Source organism: Lacticaseibacillus rhamnosus (genome assembly GCF_900636965.1).
Taxonomy (GTDB): domain Bacteria; phylum Bacillota; class Bacilli; order Lactobacillales; family Lactobacillaceae; genus Lacticaseibacillus; species Lacticaseibacillus rhamnosus.
Genome location: NZ_LR134331.1, coordinates 1,437,023 through 1,457,826, shown reverse-complemented (window position 1 = coordinate 1,457,826; position 20,804 = coordinate 1,437,023). Strand labels below are relative to the sequence as shown.

Here is a 20,804-nt window from a genome sequence, read left to right as displayed (position 1 = left end):
GCAATGGTCAAAGCCCGGCCATCACGCCCAAGGCCACTTATACTCCGATCCCTAACCGCGCCGGCTCGCGCTCTCACCATAACGCGCTCCCCAGCGCAGAAGTCTGCGTGTAAGGACCTTAAGCGCAATGGCCAAAACCGGGCCATCACGCTTAAGGCCACTTACACTCCGACTTCTAACCGCGCTGGCTCGCGCTCACTTTTCTAGGAGGTTTATCATGCGTACAGCAACGATCACTCGGACAACTAAGGAAACCGCGATAACGATTAGTTTGAACCTTGACCAGCAAAGCGGTATTGATATTGATACCGGCATTGGGTTCTTCGATCATATGCTTGATGCTTTTGCTAAACATGGACGCTTGGGTTTAATCGTTAAAGCCCAAGGCGATTTAGACGTGGATCCGCATCATACGATTGAAGATACAGGCATCGTCTTGGGAAGTTGCTTTAAACAAGCGCTGGGTGACAAAGCTGGCATCGAACGCTTTGGCAACGCATTTGTGCCGATGGATGAAAGCCTCGCCCGCGTGGTGGTGGATCTTTCCGGCCGCGCTTATCTTGTGTTTGATGCTGAATTAACCAATCAACGACTCGGAGGATTTGATACGGAAGTGACGGAAGATTTTTTCCAGGCTATGGCCTTTGCAGGTGAATTCAATCTCCATGCCGCTGTTTTATACGGACGTAATACGCATCATAAAATTGAAGCGTTGTTTAAAGCATTGGGCCGTAGTATGCAGGCGGCGGTGGCGCTGAATCCGGCAGTGAAGGGGATTCCCTCAACCAAAGGAGTGATTTCATGATTGTGATCGTTGACTACGATACGGGCAACACGTTGAATGTCAAAAAAGCGCTTGATTATCTGGCTATTGACAACCAACTTTCAGCTGATCCTGCCGTCATTCTGGCTGCGGCCGGTTTAATCCTGCCAGGAGTGGGGGCTTTTAAAACCGCCATGTCTGCGTTGACCCAACGCGATCTGGTTCCGGTTATCCGTCAATTTGCGGCTACCGGCAAACCTTTACTCGGCATTTGCCTGGGAATGCAATTGTTATTCGATCGCAGCTTTGAATTCGGGGAAACAGCGGGACTGGGCCTCATCCCTGGCACGGTTGTCGCAATTCCACCACGAGCGGGATTCCCGACACCGCACATGGGGTGGAACACCAATACGATCACTCAACCCGATCCTTTTGCAGCCGGATTTGCCAACCAAGCGACTTATTTTGTCCACTCGTATTACGTCCAGACCCAACCCACTTACACGCTGGCTATCACCGACTACGGTCAACCGCTAACGAGCATCGTCCGGCGCCAGAATATTCTGGGAACGCAATTTCATCCGGAAAAAAGCGGTGCAGTAGGGCTTGCCGGATTACAGCGTTTTAAGGAGATGACGACTGATGCAACTCTATCCAGCAATTGATTTATTAGCCGGCCAAAGTGTCAGACTCACTCAAGGCGACTACCGGCAAGTCAGTCTGACTGCCGACCCGCTGATTCAGGTGAAAAATTTAACCGCCGCTGGTCTTAAACACTTGCATTTAGTGGATCTCGACGGTGCCCGATCCCAACAGCCAGTCAATCAAGCCGTCATTAGCACAATTCGGCAACACACACCAGCTTTTATCGAGCTAGGTGGCGGTATTCGTACCTTAACTATCATGGATCACTATCTAAATGCCGGAATTGATCGCTTGATTCTTGGATCAGTAGCTGTCACCACCCCCGAACTGGTAACGCAGGCTGTTCAGAAATTTGGCGCCGATAAAATTGCTGTTGGTATTGACGCCCGCGCCGGGAAGGTTGCAACTGATGGTTGGCTGACCACAAGCACCCAATCGCCAACGCATTTAATACAGGCAATGGTCAGGCGCGGCGTCACTACCTTTATCGTAACCGATATCGGCCGCGACGGGATGATGAAAGGTCCTAACGTGGCATTGCTCGCAATGCTTCATCAAACCGTACCTAACGTCAATATTGTGGCCAGTGGCGGCGTGCACACTTTGGCTGATCTGACAGCCTTGCAAACAGCCGGGATCCAGGCGGCTGTTATCGGTAAAGCTTGGCAGACCGGCAGTTTTCCCTTGAACAAACTTAAAGAATTGGAGGACAACGATGCTGACAAAACGCATTATTCCATGCCTTGATGTTGACCAAGGACGCGTTAAAAAAGGGGTTCATTTTATCCAGCTTAAGGATGTCGGCGACCCGGTAGCAATTGCCAAAGCTTACGAGGCGCAAGGAGCAGATGAATTGGTCTTTCTTGACATCACCGCCACCACCGATGCGCGGCAAACCATGACGCAAACAGTCGCTGCGGTAGCCACACAGGTTTTCATGCCGCTAACGGTCGGCGGCGGGATCCGTTCAGTGACCGACATGCATCAGTTATTGCGTGCCGGAGCTGACAAAATTGCCTTAAATTCCGCGGCGGTCAAACACCCTGATTTAATTACCGCCGGGGCCGAAAAGTTTGGCCGTCAAGCAATTGTTGTCGCGATTGATGCGCGTTGGCAACCTAGTCGGAATCGTTATCAGGTGATGATTAACGGCGGGCGTACCCCAGTTGATCTAGGAGTGCTCACGTGGGCTCAGCAAGCAGTTGCGGCTGGGGCTGGTGAACTATTGATCACCTCAATGGATGCCGATGGGACCAAGCAGGGATTTGACCTGCGACTTTACCAGCAACTTAGCTCCATTGTTTCGGTGCCTGTCGTTGCAAGCGGCGGTGCCGGATCCGCAAATGACTTTGTTACCTTATTCCGTGATACGAATGTTTCTGCGGGACTCGCTGCTTCAATCTTCCACTTCGGCGAATTAACGATACCGCAAGTCAAGACAGTGCTAAAACAAGCAAAGGTGGCGATTCGATGATACCACTCGATTTTAAAAAGGCGTCCGGTTTAATCACAACCGTCGTTCAAGACGCAACGACCAAGCAAGTATTAATGGTTGCCTATATGAATGCCGAAAGCCTTGAAAAAACGATGACCACCGGTGAAACCTGGTTTTGGTCGCGCAGTCGGAACATGCTATGGCATAAAGGCGAAACCAGCGGCAACACCCAAACGGTTCAAGCTATCGCCGTTGACTGTGATGCGGATACCTTACTCATCACCGTCAATCCCGCTGGTCCCGCTTGCCACACTGGCCACACCAGTTGTTTTTATCGTCAGTATACAGAAAGGAAGGGCACCCAATGACAGCTGCCAAACAAAGCATTACCGAATTATATGATCTCATCCAGTCACGGAAAAGCCAGCCAGTTTCAGGCTCATACACCGATTATCTTTTCACCAAAGGATTGGACAAGATTTTAAAAAAAGTCGGGGAGGAAAGCACCGAGGTCATTGTTGCAGCCAAAAATCCCGACGATGCGGCTTTTATACTCGAAGTCGCCGATCTGACTTATCATGTGCTGGTACTCATGGTCGAACGCGGCATCTCCCTTGATCAGATTGCGACTGAACTGGCGAGCCGTGAAGGAAAAATGAGTCGCTTAAAAGAGCGCGATAAAATCAACAAATATTGACAACCGCTTGCCAGCCAGCGCTCACGTTTGAAACTCATCCAAACCAAACAAGATCACAAGGAGGCGTTGTTTATGTTTAAACCTACCATTCATCAACTTCATCCCTATACGCCAGAAAAGCCTCTTGCCGTATTAAAAGAAGAACTTGGCTTGCCACAGCTGGTGCGGCTGTCAGCAAACGAAAATCCATTCGGTACCAGCGTCAAAGTTCAGCAGGCCGTGACCAACTGGAATTTTACGCAAAGTCGTGATTACCCCGATGGCTATGCCAGTCAACTACGCACCGCGGTGGCAAAACATTTAGACGTTGCCGCAGAGCAGTTGGTTTTTGGCAATGGTCTGGATGAAGTCATTGCCTTAATTGCCCGCACTTTTTTGAGCCCGGGGGATGAAGTCATTGAACCATGGCCAACATTTTCCGAGTACCGCTTGCATGCCCAAATTGAAGGGGCCACCGTGATTGATGTCCCCGTCAGTGAAGCTGGCAATTTTGATTTACCTGCAATGGCGCAGGCGTTAACCGCGAAAACGAAACTGATTTGGGTGTGCAACCCCAATAATCCCACGGGCACGCTGCTGTCAATTGCGACACTGACCGAATGGCTGCGACAAATACCAAAAGACGTGCTGGTTTTAATGGATGAGGCTTATATTGAGTTCACTGATGACTATCCAGCCACGAGCGCTATCAGCTTATTATCAAAGTTTCCAAACCTAGTCGTGCTGCGAACATTTTCAAAAATCTATGGACTGGCGAATTTCCGGGTCGGCTTCGGTGTTTTCCCTAAACAACTTGTTAACTACTTGCAAACCGTTCGCCTGCCTTACAATTTAAGCAGCATTGCCCAAGTTAGCGCACAGGCGGCCTTAGCTGATCAGGATTTTGTCACGATGACACGCAAGCGGGTGCAGCAAGCGCGCGATAGTTGGGAACGCTTTTTAACCCAAACCGGACTGCCACACACCCGCAGCCAAACCAACTTTCAATTCTTTCAGGCCCCCAAAATGCAGGCATCGGCTTTAAAAAAGCGCCTGCTACAACAAGGTTTTCTTGTTCGTGATGGCTTAAAACCCGGCTGGCTGCGCGTCACGTTTGGCACTGAGGCACAAAACACGGCGGTACAGCGCATCATTGAAACTTTTCAGGCAGAACTCACTGGGCCAAATGCGCTGAAGTGATTGGAACCGCCACCATGCAGGCGTAAAATAATGGTGTGGCTAATGGCTCATCTGAAAGGAAGCATTTATTTTGAAAATTGCCAAATTAAACAACCATCCCTATCTGATAACGTCTGCATCAACGGCGCAACCCATTACCAATGCTGCCGATGTTTTGACAGCTTTAACCCACCGCGACACTTTAACATTCGGTTCTGAAATCAACTTTAAGCCGGAACAATTAGAGGCGCCGGTAGCTGCTAGTTCCCAGATTTTTGCTATCGGAATGAATTTTCTTGATCATTCGCAAGAGATTCACATTAAGTTGCCAGAAGTTCCGAGCGTCTTCACTAAATTCAGTAGCTCACTGGCCGGTCCGACAAGTACGATACCTATCCGTGGACCCAAAACCGATTGGGAAACCGAATTAGTTGTGTTAATCGGGAAGGGTGGCCGCAATATTACCGAGGCTGATGCACTTAAACATGTCGCCGGATTTTTGGTTGGCGAAGACTTCAGCGATCGTGCCGTACAATTTGCCAATGCCGAACCGCAATTTTCGCTAGCCAAGTCTTTCCAAAACTATTCACCCATTGGTCCCTGGGTGACGTCAACAGATGCCATCACAAACCTCGACCAATTACAAATCACGACCACCGTAAATGGACATATCATGCAACAAGCCAAACTTGATCAATTGATTTTTAAAGTGCCTGCTTTAATTCACTATCTCGCCGGGATTGTGGCGCTACAACCCGGAGATCTTATCTTTACCGGTACACCGAGTGGAACAGGCGTGGGCCGTGACCCGCAAATCTTTTTGCAACCGGGTGATCACGTGACGGCTGCCATTTCACAGTTAGGGGCATTGAACCTGACAATGGCAACAACGCAAAACTAAGACAGCCGATTCCAACCATCAAAACCTATACCATTTTAAAAATAACTAGGAAAACGCCACCATATAGCGTATCCTGAAGATGTCTAAAAAATCTAAGAGGTGAATTTGATGTTGGAAAACAATAACTTTGATGAAGTTGTCATGAAGCGTCATACTGCCCGTGAATTTGATCCTGAAATCACAATCAGTAAAGGGGAACTGCTGCAAATTATTACTTACGCAACCAAAGCGCCGAGTGCCTTGAATATGCAGCCAACCCGGTTCGTAGTCGCCCAAAATAATGCCGCCAAAGAGAAAATTGCCAGTGTCGCCGGTACCAATGCTCCGGAAATCTTATCTGCTTCGGCGGTCGTGCTTGTCGGCGGCGAATTAGACCTTGGACCATTTGAAGACGATTTGTTCAAACGCGCGGCAACGGCCGGCTTGTTAACGGACCGGGCAGTGGAACACCAAAAGCCGATGATTGATCACTTGCTGGCTGATTTCAAACAGGACAAGCAAGCACTGCGGGAATTTATCATTCAAAATAGTAGTCTGGCAGCGATGTCGCTGATGTTGGCCGCCCGCGCTTATGGCTATGAAACCGGCCCGATGACAGGATTTGATCACGAAAAGATTCTGCCGGCACTTGACTTGGATCCGGCCCACTTCATGCCAACCTTGCTGATTGCGATTGGCAAACCCAAGAATGCACCGGACTCGCTTTATCGCATTCCGGCAAGCAAAGTCACTGTTTTCAAATAAATCATCAATTACATCACTATTTACTTTATTTACTTTGAAAAACGTGCCTGCCATATGATTTTCATAATGAACCTTGACCGAGTGCTGCTCGGTCTTTTTGGTAACCTGACCGTTGACAAACTTATAAAGGAGCTGATGTTGTGTCGTACACCATCAAAGTAAACGCACCCTTAACGGTTCAACAAGTTCATGATCTTTATCAGCAAACGCATTTTGACAAGCCCATCGCTGATGCTGCCCGTCTACAAGTGATGATTGATGAAACCCAACTGGTCTTGAGTGTCTGGGACGATGAGCATCTCATTGGCTTTGCACGCTGTCTGACCGACTTTGAGTACTGTTGCTATCTGAGTGACATTTTAATTCTGCCCGCTTATGAAGGCCACCAAATTGGGCGGCAATTGATCGCGACGTTACAAGCTTACATCGGCCCAAGGGTTACTTTATCATTGCGCGCGGCTGACAGCGCAGTAGGTTTCTATGAACGCATTAATTTGCCACACGCTGACAACATGTTTCGTATCGGTCGGGAGGGATAAGCCTTGTTACATATTGAAAATAATCAGCCGATCTCGGCCTCGCAGTTTATTGCCGTTTTAGATGCATCCGGTATTCACCGGCCGACTGAAGATCGTGCGCGCATGCAGCGAATGCTTAACAACGCAAATGTGTTGCTCACCGCATGGGATGATCACCAGTTAATCGGCGTTTTACGTGGTGTGTCTGACAAGTCCTATTGCACGTTTGTTTCCGAGCTAGCTGTTATCAAAAGCCACCAGCATCAAGGTGTGGGCAAGGCACTATTGCAAACACTGCATACCATCCAGGGACCCAACATTTCAATCATGTTGCTATCGGCCCCAGCAGCCATGCAGTTTTATCCCAAAGTCGACTTTAAACCTGTTCCGACGGCTTTCAAAGTTCAACGGCAGTTTTAATCCGTCAGAAAAGAACGCTATCACGGTGGCAGTAGTTGTGGACTGCACCGTGATAGCGTTCTTTTTTCAATAATAGATGCTACTTATTTGATGACCCATTCAGATGCTTAAGCCGCCGCCAGAACCCATAAGCGACAACGATTAACAACAAACCGGTCACAATGAAAATCCATCCGATCGGCACACGATCTGCCAGTGGTCCGTAACCCAACATGGCTAACGGATAAATCCCGGTCGACAAAATCGCCCACAGCGAAAAGACGCGCCCAAGTTTATCCGCGGGCACATTTTCCTGCAGGTAGATAGTTTGCCCGGCCTGAATCAGCGGATAAAAGATCCCGGAAACCAACATAAATAGCAAGTAAGTCATAAATGGCTGCGGCAAGCCCATTTCGGCAAATGCAATTCCGCTGCCCGCAAAACCAAGCGCAATCAAACCAAGCTGATCCCGAAACTTTTTGTGCCGCGCAATGAACAAACCGCCTAACCCGGCACCAATTGTCCATGACCACTCGTTAAACGTCAGATGCCAGACCTCCGAACCGAATGTACGATTGACATATAATGTCGATAATTGGGAAGAAGGGGCAATTAAAATAAACGCCAGTCCGGTGAAGAACATAAATGCCAGCAATACCGGCGTGTGGCCCACGTAGCGCAAACCGGCAACAATGCCATTTTTCTGCTTGGTTGCTTGATCCGGATTGGTGACCGGTGTTGGCACGTGAACAATCCCTAAGCACAACACTGCCAGTACCGCTGTGAGCGCATCGATGACAAAGATCCAAAAAATCCCCAGATCGCTCAAAGTATACCCGGCCAGCAGCGGGGAAATCACGAGCATAGCGGCCATCAACATCTGATTATACCCATTCACCTGCGTCAATTGCTTTTCCGGTACCAACTGCGGCAATAACGCGTTAGCCGCCGGATTCTCCAGACCATTACCAAAACTGCGAATCACCGCGATGACGAGCAACAACCATAGCTCTTGCGTCACAAACGCAAACACATAAGCTACTGCGAGGGTCAAAACAGTCACACCGACTGCAGAAATCACAATCAGCCATTTACGATTGTAGCGATCCGCCAAGACGCCTGCTGAAAGCGAAATTAAAATAGCTGGCAGGGCGGTTGCTAACGAAACATAGGTCATCCACGCGCCGGAAGAGGTTTTTAGCGCAATATCCCAGAGCACCGCAAAAAAGACGGTGGACGTTCCAAAAACAAATAAATTTTGACTTAAGAGAAAGGCGGCAGTTTGCCCCTGCCACCCAATTTTGGCTTGTCTCACTTTTAACACCTGAAATCAGTTAAAATAGAAGCTGACTTTAGTTTAAAGCAATTGACTTAAAAAGCCCACGAATCACCACGAGGGGAGCATAACAAACATGCCGCAAAAGATTTTTATTGTTGAAGACGATGACGTGATTGCAAAGACAATTGGTAACTACCTTAATCGGTGGGCATTTACGGTTGAATTGGTCCAAAAATTCGATCAGGTGGACGCAGAAATCCGTGCCGCCGCACCGGATCTGGTGATTATGGATATTAGCCTACCGTATTTTAATGGCTTCCACTGGCTGAGCGAATTGCGCAAACATAGCAAGGTCCCGGTTATCTTCCTGACCAGTTCCGGGGATGATATGAATCTGGTGATGGCGATGAATCTCGGTGCGGACGACTTTTTAGCTAAGCCGATCGAGCTACCGGTTTTATTGGCGAAGATTCAGGGGATGTTGCGGCGAACCTACCAATACCAGCAAACCGATACCAATTTAAGTCACGGTGAGTTTACACTGGTCCCGACCGACAACCAACTACGCTCGCCGACTCAAGTGATCGACCTCACCCCGACAGAAACCAAGTTATTAAGCCTGTTATTTGGTGCCGATGGTGAAGTGGTTACTCGAGAAGCGATGATCGAGAAGTTATGGGAAGGCGATGAGTTCATTGACCGCAACGCCTTGGCAGTGAACATGAATCGGCTACGCAAAAAAGTCGCCCCGGTAGGACTCAACCAACTGATCGAAACCGTCAAAGGAAAAGGTTATCGTTTAGCAAACAAGGAGGGCGGCCATGATTAAAGCTTTTTTGCGCGCCCGCTGGATGGTTTGGCTGAGTTTGCTCATCTTACTGGTTGCCAGTCTGTTAGCAAACTGGCTGATTAACGCTTCGCTTGAAGTCGCGTTAAACAGCTGGTTTTTCGCACTGATTCCGTTACTTGTGATCGGCGGCTGCGATTTTTGGCGGTTTCGCCGCGAATGGTCGCAGCTCCAAGGCGATGTTACACTGCTTGCGGCTGATCAAATTTCCGATCCGCTTGGGCAGGTTTATTTTCAAAAAATCCAAATGCTGCAACAGACCTTACGTCAAAATCATGACACGTATCGTGATCAGGAACAAGAAACGGTCGATACCTTGCAACTGTGGACCCATCAAATTAAAACACCGCTGACTGCACTGGATCTCTTATTACAGGTTGAACCTGTCAATGCCAGCGATGCGCGGCTTGAAGTTGGTAAAATCAACCGTTATCTAACCGTGATGCTGAATTACCTCAAACTGACCACACTGAATACGGATTTGGTGTTAACCGAATTACCACTAAAACCGCTTGTTAACGAAACCGTGCGGGATTTAGCGAAACTGTTTATTGCCAAAGACTTAACCGTCACGGTAGAAACTTTGCCCACTGTGGTGAGTGATAGTCAGTGGCTGCGATTTATTTTCGAGCAATTACTAACCAATGCCATCAAATATACCCCGCATGGGAGCATCCGGATTTATGCCAAGGGCGATGCCGTGCTGGTGGCTGACACCGGTATCGGTATCCTGCCAGAAGATCTACCGCGGATTTTTGAACAAGGCTATTCTGGATACAACGGTCGCGCCAATCAAAAGGCAAGTGGCTTAGGCCTGTTTTTAAGCCGGCAAATTGCCCAAAAGCTAGGGTTAACCCTGACCGTTACATCAAAAGTCGGTGTCGGCAGCACCTTTGCCATTCACTTCCCGCAAACGCGCTGGCTGGCCGAGTAAGCCACCTTACCAGCTTGTAAGCAACGCACGTCGACTGTAAGTAGTTTTTCGGCAGTTTCCCTTTTAAGCTGATAAATGAAAGGGGCGGATCTTATGTCAACATTATTAAAGTTAAAAAATGTCGAAAAGACTTATACCAGTCGCGGTGCCCAACCGGTACAGGCACTCGTGAACATCAGTTTTTCCGTTGAATCAGGAGAATTTGTCGCGATTATGGGGGAATCCGGTTCAGGCAAAAGTACCTTACTGAACTTAATCGCCACGCTTGATGATCCTACCGGCGGCGAAATCAGCCTTAACGGACAGGACCTGCGCAAAGTCAAAGAAGGCGCACGGGCTAAATTTCGGCGGGAACATCTCGGGTTTATTTTTCAGGATTTTGACTTGCTTGACACCTTTAACGTTCAGGACAACATTTTCCTGCCATTAGTCTTAGCCAAGAAACCGCTTGAAATCATGAAAAATCGGCTCACCCAACTGGCGCCGCGTCTAGGTATCACCGATTTATTGAAAAAATACCCATATGAGCTTTCCGGTGGCCAACAGCAACGTGTGGCCGCTGCCCGGGCGATGATCACCGATCCGGAAATCCTACTGGCAGACGAACCCACCGGCGCACTTGATTCTAGAACTTCCAGTGAGCTGTTGGACTTGCTAACCGATGTCAATGCCGACAGTAAGCAGACAATCCTCATGGTGACGCACAGTGCGGTTGCGGCCAGTCATAGCCAGCGCGTTTTGTTTATTCGCGATGGTCAGATTTTCCATCAGCTGTATCGCGGTGAATTACAGCAACCCGAATTTTTGACCCGAATCAGCGAAACCATGACCGCAATGCTGACGAAGGAAGGCGAGGCGCAATGAAATTCTATTTCAAATTAGCCGCCACCAACCTTAAAGCCGATCGCCGTTTATTTGTGCCATTTGTTATCACCACTAGCTTTTTGATGGCCATCAATTTGATCATGCTAAACGCCTACACGAGCAGTGATGTATTGTTCCGCCAGTTCGGACAGGCAGCTGGCAAATCACTGTTTTCATTTGGCTCAATGACGACCGCAATCATTTCCGTCATCTTAATCATCTACGCCAACAACTTTTTGCGTAAACAGCGTATCCGCCAGTTGGGGCTCTACAACATCATCGGCTTTGGCAAACGTGAATTAAGCAAAATGATGGCCACGGAAAAGCTGCTGCTATTGTTGACAACCTTATTGTGCGGCGGAATTTTGGGAACCGTGCTGTCACGCCTTAGCTATCTCACTTTGGCCAAAATGCTGCATGTCAATCACAATCTCGATTTTGGCTTGAGTCAAACTGCCTTCAGCATTGCCGGGTTGATCACGATTGGCTTGTTCATTGTTTTAATGTTGGTTGACGAGTTCTGGCTATTGCGCAAACATCCCATCGAACTCGTACGCGAACAAAACGCTGGGGAACGGGAACCTAAAACCAAGTGGCTAACTTTGATTGTCAGCATTGCGAGTCTGGCTGCCGGTTATACGATTGCGGTCACCGTCAAGAATCCGCTTCAAGCGATGAGCTTGTTTTTCTTTGCGGTCGTCCTTGTCATTGTCGGGACTTACGGTCTCTTCACGTCCGGCTCGGTATTTGTCTTGAAATGGCTGCGTCACCGCAAGAACTACTATTACAAGCCTAAACATTTTATCAACGTCTCGAATCTGCTTTACCGGATGCAGCAAAACGGCGCAGGGTTGGCTTCGATTGCTATTTTAGTCACCATGACGCTGATTACACTTGCAACCACCGCAACGTTATTCTTTGGCATTCATGAGATTGTCAACTCGCAAACCCCGGTTGATTTAGCATACTCAATCAACCCCAAGCGGCCGGATGCAGCGAACCAACTACGGACACTGGCTAAAACACATCACGTCAAAATCCACTCGATGCGAACCTTTAACGGACCCTCAAGTACGCTTGCTTTATTAGAAAAAAACAAGTTAGATTCTCAAGCTAACTTTAACGGCCCGTTTAGCTTCAATAATGCCCGTTCGGTTCAGCTGATGACCGTCGAAAATTATAACCGCTATACTGGCAAGCATGTGACACTTAACAATCATGAAGTTTTAATCTATGCCTCCAATCATTACGAACCCGCCACGTTGCGTATTGGCAAACAGACTTACCACGTCGCCAAACAAGTCACCAGTTTTCCAAATGCGCCTAAAACGTTTATTCCTAACTTGTTTGTTGCGCTCCCATCTGATGTCCAACTATTAACCGCTTTACACGCGCTTTATCCAAAAAGGTCAATGGCACTGCTCAAAGCCGACGTGACCACTAATCAAGACGTAACATTAAGCGGCAGTCACGCCAATCAGGTCAAGCTTTATCATGCAGTCGTCAAAAGAGGGATTGCATTACCGGAATCGGTTCAATCGCGAGCCGCTAATTACGATGATACTGCCAGCATGATGAGCAGTTTCCTATTCCTTGGGGTTGTCTTTGGGGTGACCTTCATCCTGGCAACCTTGCTGATTCTTTACTACAAGCAGTTGGCAGAAGGCTACGCGGATGCACGCCGCTATACCATCTTACAACGCGTCGGCCTGAGCCTTCGGGAAGTTCGCGCTACCATTAATAGTCAGCTACTCACACTGTTTTACCTGCCTTTGATCGTCGCTGCCATCCACGTGGGCTTTGCATTGCCCTTTGTCCAACGTATTATGATGCTATTCGGCCTGCCGGATTGGCAATTCTTCTTAACCGTTTCGTTAATCACGCTTGCAATTTTTGCGGTCATCTACGTGCTGATGTACCGTTTGACCGGCAACGTTTATTATCGAATTGTTTCCCGCCGTCAGCCATCCAGTCGTGGGTGAGGGCGGTCTGACGCATAGTATAAAAAAGCTGCCTGATCGCAAGCCATCAAAGGCGATCAGGCAGCTTTTTTCTATGTCAACCAGCATCAAAAAATGTCGCCACTGTTATCTCACTGAATACTGTGACGTTAATTAGCGCCGCAACATGACTTAACCAGACAACTAACCGCCGACATTATGGTTGCTGGGGATGTTGATCCAAGGCTTTGGCGGCAGTTTCCGAAACTTCGCGTAAGGCCGCTTTTCCACTTTTATCGCTGAGATTGATGTACAGATCCGTCGCGCTGGTCGTCGTTTGTCCGAGTTGATCGGCAACTTGCTGCACATCCTTGGTGACGGTATAAATATTGGTTCCCAAGGTATGGCGTGCTTTATGGGGTGTTGATGGGCGGCCATAAGCGGTTGTATAGCGTTTGAAGAATGCTTCAATCGTATTTTGGCGAATGCGGTTTACCATTTGGCCGATTTGCGTCACAAATAGCGGAGAAGTAGGCTTCTGCTGACCAATCATCGCGGTTCGGGACTTCAAGTAAGCCGTTAAATAAGGATCAATCCAGTCAGCAAAGTTAACGCGATCCTGAAAATTACCTTTACGCACCACCTGCACAGTATGACGATCCATATTGAGATCTTCCAAATTCATATTGACCAATTCACTAACCCGCACGCCGGAGCCAAACAGCAGCGCAATGATCGCCAAATTTCGTTCCTTCGTCGCCTCAAAATAAGCACGCGGTTTCGATGGCAGCTGCTGAGCATATTGCTGATCCAGCCACTGTAAAAAGCGCGCATCTTCGCCATCCACAAACAACATTTCCTGCAGTTTATGATTACGGTAAGTCGTCGTCTCTGCATGGGTCTTAAGTTTCACCTTATTCCAAACATTGCGGTAAAAATAAGGCTCACCGTCCGCATTTGGTTCGCTTTCTTCGGTTAAGAACCGATAAAGGGCCTTGATCCCGACCAGTCGTAACGCCACACTGCGCCGCGTCATACGTTTATTCGGATGGGTTTTTGACGGCCGCTCAAGTAAATACGCCACAAACGCCTGCGCATCACGCAAGGAAAGCCGCTCTAAAGTTTCCAAAGGCACATTCTGTGGCGAAATGGCGTCCGTGACCCGACTGGAGATAAGCCAATGCAGAAATTCCTGGTAAAAGTGCAGGTACTGGTAAAGGGTAGAATCCGCGATGGGAATTGCTTTTTGGCTGTGATAGTAATCCTGAATATAGTCCGGCAGGGAAGGTAGCATGGCTTGTATTAATTTAGGATAGTTCTGTGTCGACAAATAAAGTCACCTCGAACATATGTTTTCTTTTGGATAATTTCAGTATACGCGAAAAAACCAGTGCGTGGCGAGGGATAATGACGAAAATATCGGTAATTCGCAACGATATGCGCCGAAAAAAGCACCAGTGTAGAACTGAATAAAGTTTTAGTATTATCCAAAGGTAAATGGGCTTCTAATCATCAAGCCAGCTAAATCACCAAATTTGTTGATCTGTCATTTGACACTAAACTTAGTTGCATTTCAAATTTGAATTTACTGCACGATCAGGACCATCTGTGCTGATGTCCTGATTCCACGGCGCCGCTTTAGCAACAGTTTAACCAATTAACCAACGATTCATTGGCTGCAATCAAATCAATTTTCGTATTTTGATCCAGAATTCAGCTGACAGCAACACTTGCGACTTGAATGCTGTTTATGACTCAAAATGATACTTTCTACAAATCTGCTTTGATTAATGCTGAATTTACATATATTTAGCAACGACTGGTCATTTTCAAACCAGAAAAAACAAATAAAGCGCACCGCTCACATCCGTACAATTGATTTGCTTCTCTCAAAAGTTTTTGAGCTGTCTGTCAGGTGAGGGGACTTGCATCAATCGTTTTGCCATTTGAACACCAAATAAGTCACGTCAAAGTCAACGACTCAAAATCTCCATTCTAGTTTACATAATATATATTATACGAAGTAGTTATGAGGCTGCGTTTTTTGCACCTCGTTTTAAATTTGAACTATCCTTTTTGTTCATCCAAGTTTTTGAGCACAAAAAAATCGCAACCACAAACGGCTGCGATTTATAAAACCAATTATTAAGTTCAAAATTAACCTTCAAACGCACCTTGCATTGGCGGTACGACCTGCTTCTTACGTGAAACCACGCCAGGCAGTGCCAACCGGTCATTTGCATCAAACTTTTCGTTGAATGCTGCGGCCACTTTGTCACGATCTGCGCCAACAGCAAAGCCCGTTGAATTGCTGTTCAGAATATCGGTTGCAATTAACAGGAAGTCATCATAGCCCTTCGCCTGTGCTTCTTTGGTCATAGCGGCCACCAATTCATCCTGACGCGCATAAATATCATCAAGATCAACTGTATTCACTTGTCCAATACGGATAGACTTACCGCCCATCGTAAAGCTCTTCGCATCGCCTTCAATGATATCCATATCCGACTTGGCAGCTAGATTGGTGCCCGCCTTCAACATAGCCAAGCCATATGATTGCAGGTCAATGCCAGCGATTTTAGCCATTTCCGGCAAGATCTTTTTGTCCTTGTCGGTTGCAGTCGGTGACTTCAGAAGCAGGGTATCCGAAATCAAGCCAGAAGCCATTAAGCCTGCCAGTGTTGGTGAAATTTCATAGCCGTGTTCCTGGAACAACTCGAAAATCACCGTGTTGGTACTGCCCACTGGTTCTGCCCGGTAATATAGTGGTGACGCCGTATGGAAGTTGGCAATGCGGTGGTGATCAACCACTGAATCGATTTGCACGTCTTCGATATCAGCAACGCTTTGCTGGAATTCGTTATGATCAACCAACATTACGTGCCCGGTTTCATTTGCGGCTGTCTTAATGACCCGCGGCGCAGCAACCTTAAAATGATCCAATACAAACTTGGTTTCATCGTTTGGTTCACCGAGTGCTACTGCTTCAACATCGGTATTACCTGCTTGCTTCTGAAATTCAGCCCAACTCATGGCGCTTGTAATCGCGTCTGTATCAGGGTTTTGATGTCCAAAAATCAAAGTCGTCATGTTATCTGATCGCTCCTCAGCTGAATAGTTTACCGTTCAATTTTACCACTGTTTTCGCTGACCCGCGATAGATAATCTTTCTCGGATAAATGTGCGTCAAACGTCTTAAAGAAGTTGGCAATCCGCGGAATATCGGCTTTTTCCTTGCGATACACAAACGAGGTCTCAAAGCGAATCGCTGGTTCAAAGGCAACGGCATGCGCCTTGATTTGATCAGCATGAGCGGCAACAAAACTGGTTGGTAACGCGGTGTTAACACCGGTATGGTTGACAAACTGAGTTAACTGATATGGCGTGGTAAAATGCGCCACAACATGCGGAAAATCAACCATCTGATTCTTATACGCCTCATGCAACAACTGACCCAGGAAATAGTCGTCTGGATAAGTTACCCACGGCTCAGCCAGCGTATCTTTAAAATGCAGGCGTTTGCGATTAGCCAAGGAATTATCATGATGCAGGAACAATAACTGTTCATCAAGAATCTTCTTGCTTGCATACGGCTTCCAGTTCTTAATCGTCTCATCAGGCAGATTCATGATGGCCAAATCAATCTGATTGTTCTCCAACGCTTCCCAGATCTCATGACGTGTCATCATTCGTAGCGTGATTTCGACTTCAGGATTAAGGTCGTAATAATGCGCGATAAAAGCATTAAACGCACTGTCTTCAATTGAACTTAACAAGCCAATATTAATCTTGCCGACTGTGGCACTGGTGCTTTGCTGAATCTCGTCAGTCGTCTGGTTCAAAATTTCATAAATCTCGTGTGTCGCCTTCAACATCGTGCGACCGGCATCGGATAAATGCAACTTCTTACCAACGGAATAAAACAATGGTGCCCCCACTGTTCGTTCCAATTTCTTGATTTGCTGCGTCAGTGCCGGCTGGGTAATCCCCAACAACTGGGCTGACTGGGTGTAGTTCATGGTTTCTGCTAATTGCAAAAAATACGTGAGAGTTTTGGAGGAAAAAATGCGCTCTTGTTTCGTCTTCATAGGGCGGCTTCCCTTTCGTTTATAATTTGATAACGTTACTCAACCATCATCATAAGTGGCATTTAAAAAAAACGCAACGGATTTGCTGCGTTTTTAATCGTTACGTTAAGTTTCAACTAAATCACTGCTTGTTAGCTGGCTGTGGTCGCCAACTTTGCCATCCAGTATAGTCCTCAACGTGTAGCAAGTTCTCTGCATTCTTGACCCGATCAGCTGAAGGCGGCTCGATACCTTCCAGCGGATACGTAATACCTAGTTCATGGTACTTCTTAACCCCTAACGTATGGTACGGAAGAATTTCCACTTTCTGGACCACGCGTTTATCCAAAGTGGCAATATAATCTCCCAAGCGTTTGAGATAAGGATCAAAGTCGGTTCGTTCTGGCACAAGTACGTGGCGAATCCACATATCATCGCCATGATCCGACATATACTGAACCATATCCAAAATGTTTTCGTTTGGGAAACCGGTTAGCTTTTTGTGTTCCGCGGAATCAATGTGCTTGATGTCAACCAACGAAATATCCGTGACGGCCATCAGTTTCTCAAATTGACCAAACCACGGCTGATCACGGGTGAATGGACCACCCGAAGTATCCAAACAAGTTGAGATACCCAGTTCCTTAGCTTTGGTAAAAAGTTCCAGGATAAAATCAATTTGGACGAGACTTTCGCCACCGCTACAAGTAATCCCCCCTTGTTCGCCCCAGAAGGCTTTATATCGCTGTGCATCTGCCAGGATCTGATCAGCGGTCATTTCCTCGCCCACACCGATATTCCAAGTGTCAGGGTTGTGACAGTACTGGCACCGCATCCTGCATCCTTGCATAAAGACGACAAACCGAATCCCGGGACCATCAACCGAACCAAAGCTTTCGACTGAATGAACGTATCCTTTTATTGGGCCTTCATGATCCTGTCCCACTTGTTCCAAAATATTTAACGGGCTTTGTGATTGATCGATGAGTTTCATCTATGCCGCCTCCAGTGCAAATAAATACCTAATTTTCAACGATTTTCATTTCAGTTTGTCAAAAAACGGCAACAGCATCGTTGCCGTCTTTTGACAAAACAGGAATGATCTCCTGTTTTGCGAATAGATTGACTTGATTACATTTCGTCGAAGAAGGTCCGAGCGATAACATCGTCTTGCTGTTCTTTGGTCAGGTCTGCAAAGTAGACGCAGTAACCGGAAACTCGAACAGTCAAGGTTGGATATTCTTCTGGGTGCTTCTGGGCATCAATCAACGTTTCTTTATTGAAGACGTTGATGTTAAGGTGCATGCCGCTATTTTCCATGTAGCCGTCAACCATGTGAACCAAGGTGTCCTTACGGGTTTCATCGTCATGGCCTAAGGTGTTCGGTGTTACCCCAAAGGTATTGCTGATCCCGTCTGTTGCATAGTGATATGGGATCTTGGCGGTTGACATCAAGGAAGCCAAAGCACCGTTCTTTTCAGCACCATACGCCGGGTTGGCACCAGGTGAGAATGGTTCGCCCTTCTGACGGCCGTTTGGTGTTGTCCCGGTATTCTTACCATAAACCACATTAGATGTAATGGTCAGAACACTGGTACTGAGCTTAGCACCGCGATACAGATGATGTGTATTCATCTTGTTGTAGAAGGTCTTAACCAACCACTTAGCAATGTTGTCTGCCCGGTCATCATTGTTACCATAACGCGGATAGTCATCATTGTCAGCAACAAAGTCGATTGCAACGCCATTTTCATCCCGAATTGCCTTCACGTGGCCATACTTGATGGCACTGATGGAATCAACCGCATGTGACAAACCGGAAATCCCGGTAGCAAACGTCCGATTCAGACGTGTATCCTTCAATGCCAACTGCGCAGCTTCATAGTAGTACTTGTCATGCATGTAGTGAATAACATTCAGTGCATTGACATAGACATCTGCTAACCAGTCCATCATCTTGTCGAACTTCTTCATGAACTCGTCATAGTCGATATAGTCGCTGGTGATCGGCTCGTATTCAGGTCCCACCTGTGCTTCCTGAATTTCGTCTTTACCACCGTTGATCGCATACAGCACGGTCTTGGCTAGGTTTGCTCGCGCCCCGAAGTACTGAACACCATCTGCAATTGGCTGCGCGGAAACACAGCAAGCAATGCCGTAATAGTCGGTTCCCCATTCGTTACGCATCAGATCATCGTTTTCGTATTGAATGGTTGAACTTTGGATGGACACTTCAGTGGCATAACGTTTGAACCCTTCAGGAAGACGTTCGCTCCACAACAAGGTGATGTTTGGTTCCGGTGCCGCGCCCATGTTGTCCAAGGTCTTCAGGAAGCGGAACGCGGTCTTGGTAACATGATGACGGCCATCATTACCCATCCCTGCCAAGGACAGTGTTGCCCAGATCGGATCGCCGGAGAACAGTGAGTTGTATTCTTCAGTCCGAATGAAACGTACCATCCGTAACTTCATAACCAAATGATCGATGAGTTCTTGTGCCTGCTCTTCATTCAGCTTGCCCAAACGCATATCCCGTTGAATATAGGCATCAATCACTGTATCGATACGGCCGACAGACATTGCCGCACCATTTTGGGTCTTAACGGCTGCCAGGTAACCGAAGTAGATCCACTGAACAGCTTCTTGAGCATTAGCAGCTGGGCGGGAAATGTCATAGCCGTATTCTTTGGCCATCTTCTTCATGTCATTCAAGGCACGATACTGTTCGTTAATTTCTTCGCGCAGTTTGATAACATCATCTGTCATCTCGCCATCGCCGGTCAGGTTGTAATCGTTGAACTTCTCAGCCATCAGCCGGTCAATCCCATAAATAGCAATTCGAGGGAAGTCCGAAACGATCCGACCACGACCATAAGCATCCGGTAAGCCGGTCACAATCTTATAGTGGCGGGCTTTGCGCATTTCCGGCGTATAAGCATCAAAAACACCTTGGTTATGCGTCTTACGATATTCGGTAAAGATCTTGTGCTCATTAGCGTCGGTTTCGAAGCCATAGGATTTCAAAGCATCCTCAGCCATCCGGATACCGCCAAATGGCATGAATGCCCGCTTAAACGGCTTATCGGTTTGGACACCGACAATCTTTTCGAGGTCCTTATTCAGATAACCTGGGCCATGAGAAGTAATGGTCGATGGAATATTGTTATCTGCATCCAGCACGCCGCCATTGGCACGTTCTTGCTTTTTCAGATTCAAAACCTGATTATTTAAAACGGTCGTTGCTTCAGTGGGGCCAGCAAGGAAACTCTCGTCCCCATCATATTGGTTCAGGTTATGCTCGATAAAATCGCGCACGTTAATTTCTTCTTGCCAGTCGCCGCCGTTAAAGCCTTCCCAATAATTAGGAACTTTGGTTTCGTCAAGCTGTTTCATAGGTATTGCCTCCTAAAGTGAATTACAGATGTGACAGTTCTTACAAACTCAGTATAACACGAAGGCAAATCTATGCAAGCGTTTTATCGCTGATATAACAGGCGTTTTGCTGTTTTTTCGGTGTACTTTCCTGTTTCATAAAAAAAGCTTAATCATTAGCTTGATAAGTTGTGCACAACCGTACTGTCATATAATAAATCAAAAAGTCCTCATCTGTATT

21 protein-coding genes are annotated in these 20,804 nt (G+C 47.3%); 15 read left to right on the top strand and 6 right to left on the bottom strand.

Going from position 1 to position 20,804, the window contains the following annotated elements; translation table 11 throughout:
• Positions 1-217: 217 nt before the first annotated feature.
• The 11 genes from hisB to EL173_RS07450 all read left to right on the top strand — a co-directional run bounded on the left by hisB (position 218) and on the right by EL173_RS07450 (position 7,281).
• Positions 218-805 carry an imidazoleglycerol-phosphate dehydratase HisB gene (gene hisB / locus EL173_RS07500; RefSeq protein ID WP_014571335.1) on the top strand — a complete coding sequence of 196 codons (588 nt, stop codon included), beginning with the start codon at positions 218-220 and terminating at the stop codon, positions 803-805.
• Positions 802-1,428, top strand: coding sequence for an imidazole glycerol phosphate synthase subunit HisH (hisH, locus tag EL173_RS07495; protein WP_005689359.1), 627 nt, complete (start codon positions 802-804; stop codon positions 1,426-1,428). The genes hisB and hisH overlap by 4 nt, the downstream gene beginning before the upstream one ends.
• Positions 1,406-2,155: a 1-(5-phosphoribosyl)-5-[(5-phosphoribosylamino)methylideneamino] imidazole-4-carboxamide isomerase gene (locus EL173_RS07490; protein ID WP_005689357.1), complete on the top strand. Its 750-nt coding sequence runs from the start codon at positions 1,406-1,408 to the stop codon at positions 2,153-2,155. The genes hisH and EL173_RS07490 overlap by 23 nt, the downstream gene beginning before the upstream one ends.
• Positions 2,124-2,882, top strand: a complete 759-nt coding sequence (gene hisF, locus EL173_RS07485) for an imidazole glycerol phosphate synthase subunit HisF (RefSeq protein WP_005689356.1) — start codon at positions 2,124-2,126, stop codon at positions 2,880-2,882. The genes EL173_RS07490 and hisF overlap by 32 nt, the downstream gene beginning before the upstream one ends.
• Positions 2,879-3,211, top strand: coding sequence for a phosphoribosyl-AMP cyclohydrolase (gene hisI / locus EL173_RS07480; RefSeq protein ID WP_005689354.1), 333 nt, complete (start codon positions 2,879-2,881; stop codon positions 3,209-3,211). The genes hisF and hisI overlap by 4 nt, the downstream gene beginning before the upstream one ends.
• Positions 3,208-3,540: a phosphoribosyl-ATP diphosphatase gene (hisE, locus tag EL173_RS07475; protein WP_005687498.1), complete on the top strand. Its 333-nt coding sequence runs from the start codon at positions 3,208-3,210 to the stop codon at positions 3,538-3,540. The genes hisI and hisE overlap by 4 nt, the downstream gene beginning before the upstream one ends.
• Before the next feature lie 72 nt (positions 3,541-3,612).
• The gene (gene hisC / locus EL173_RS07470) at positions 3,613-4,719 is read left to right on the top strand and encodes a histidinol-phosphate transaminase (RefSeq protein ID WP_014571334.1); all 1,107 of its coding nucleotides are present in this window, start codon (positions 3,613-3,615) and stop codon (positions 4,717-4,719) included.
• Between the two features lie 70 nt (positions 4,720-4,789).
• Complete coding sequence (locus EL173_RS07465; RefSeq protein ID WP_005689351.1) at positions 4,790-5,599, top strand: fumarylacetoacetate hydrolase family protein; 810 nt, start codon at positions 4,790-4,792, stop codon at positions 5,597-5,599.
• Positions 5,600-5,707: 108 nt separating this feature from the next.
• Entirely contained in the window at positions 5,708-6,343 is a 636-nt protein-coding gene (locus EL173_RS07460) for a nitroreductase family protein (RefSeq protein WP_005689349.1), read from the top strand.
• A 140-nt stretch (positions 6,344-6,483) separates the two neighbouring features.
• On the top strand, positions 6,484-6,882 hold the full coding sequence (locus EL173_RS07455; protein WP_005689348.1) for a GNAT family N-acetyltransferase: 399 nt from the start codon (positions 6,484-6,486) through the stop codon (positions 6,880-6,882).
• Positions 6,883-6,885: 3 nt separating this feature from the next.
• A complete protein-coding gene (locus EL173_RS07450) occupies positions 6,886-7,281 on the top strand; it encodes a GNAT family N-acetyltransferase (protein WP_005689346.1) in 396 nt (131 codons plus the stop codon).
• Positions 7,282-7,360: 79 nt separating this feature from the next.
• Here EL173_RS07450 and EL173_RS07445 read toward each other — a convergent pair whose 3' ends face one another.
• On the bottom strand, positions 7,361-8,575 hold the full coding sequence (locus EL173_RS07445; protein WP_014571333.1) for an MFS transporter: 1,215 nt from the start codon (positions 8,573-8,575) through the stop codon (positions 7,361-7,363).
• A gap of 97 nt (positions 8,576-8,672) precedes the next feature.
• On the opposite strand from EL173_RS07445, the gene EL173_RS07440 reads away from it, so the two are divergent.
• The 4 genes from EL173_RS07440 (at position 8,673) to EL173_RS07425 (ending at position 13,166) form a co-directional block, all read left to right on the top strand.
• Positions 8,673-9,368: a response regulator transcription factor gene (locus EL173_RS07440; protein ID WP_005689343.1), complete on the top strand. Its 696-nt coding sequence runs from the start codon at positions 8,673-8,675 to the stop codon at positions 9,366-9,368.
• Positions 9,361-10,320: a sensor histidine kinase gene (locus tag EL173_RS07435; RefSeq protein ID WP_005689341.1), complete on the top strand. Its 960-nt coding sequence runs from the start codon at positions 9,361-9,363 to the stop codon at positions 10,318-10,320. The genes EL173_RS07440 and EL173_RS07435 overlap by 8 nt, the downstream gene beginning before the upstream one ends.
• A gap of 93 nt (positions 10,321-10,413) precedes the next feature.
• On the top strand, positions 10,414-11,184 hold the full coding sequence (locus EL173_RS07430) for an ABC transporter ATP-binding protein (protein WP_014571332.1): 771 nt from the start codon (positions 10,414-10,416) through the stop codon (positions 11,182-11,184).
• Positions 11,181-13,166: an FtsX-like permease family protein gene (locus EL173_RS07425; protein ID WP_005689337.1), complete on the top strand. Its 1,986-nt coding sequence runs from the start codon at positions 11,181-11,183 to the stop codon at positions 13,164-13,166. Before EL173_RS07430 ends, EL173_RS07425 begins: the two co-directional genes overlap by 4 nt.
• Before the next feature lie 175 nt (positions 13,167-13,341).
• Here EL173_RS07425 and xerS read toward each other — a convergent pair whose 3' ends face one another.
• From xerS to pflB, 5 genes are all read right to left on the bottom strand, one after another.
• Positions 13,342-14,454, bottom strand: a complete 1,113-nt coding sequence (xerS, locus tag EL173_RS07420; RefSeq protein WP_014571331.1) for a tyrosine recombinase XerS — start codon at positions 14,452-14,454, stop codon at positions 13,342-13,344.
• Positions 14,455-15,281: 827 nt separating this feature from the next.
• Positions 15,282-16,214, bottom strand: coding sequence for a manganese-dependent inorganic pyrophosphatase (locus EL173_RS07415; RefSeq protein ID WP_005689334.1), 933 nt, complete (start codon positions 16,212-16,214; stop codon positions 15,282-15,284).
• A gap of 29 nt (positions 16,215-16,243) precedes the next feature.
• Positions 16,244-17,212, bottom strand: coding sequence for a LysR family transcriptional regulator (locus tag EL173_RS07410; protein WP_005687524.1), 969 nt, complete (start codon positions 17,210-17,212; stop codon positions 16,244-16,246).
• A 121-nt stretch (positions 17,213-17,333) separates the two neighbouring features.
• Positions 17,334-18,185, bottom strand: coding sequence for a pyruvate formate-lyase-activating protein (gene pflA, locus EL173_RS07405; protein ID WP_005687526.1), 852 nt, complete (start codon positions 18,183-18,185; stop codon positions 17,334-17,336).
• A 137-nt stretch (positions 18,186-18,322) separates the two neighbouring features.
• A complete protein-coding gene (gene pflB / locus EL173_RS07400; protein ID WP_005687528.1) occupies positions 18,323-20,584 on the bottom strand; it encodes a formate C-acetyltransferase in 2,262 nt (753 codons plus the stop codon).
• Between the last annotated feature and the right edge of the window lie 220 nt (positions 20,585-20,804).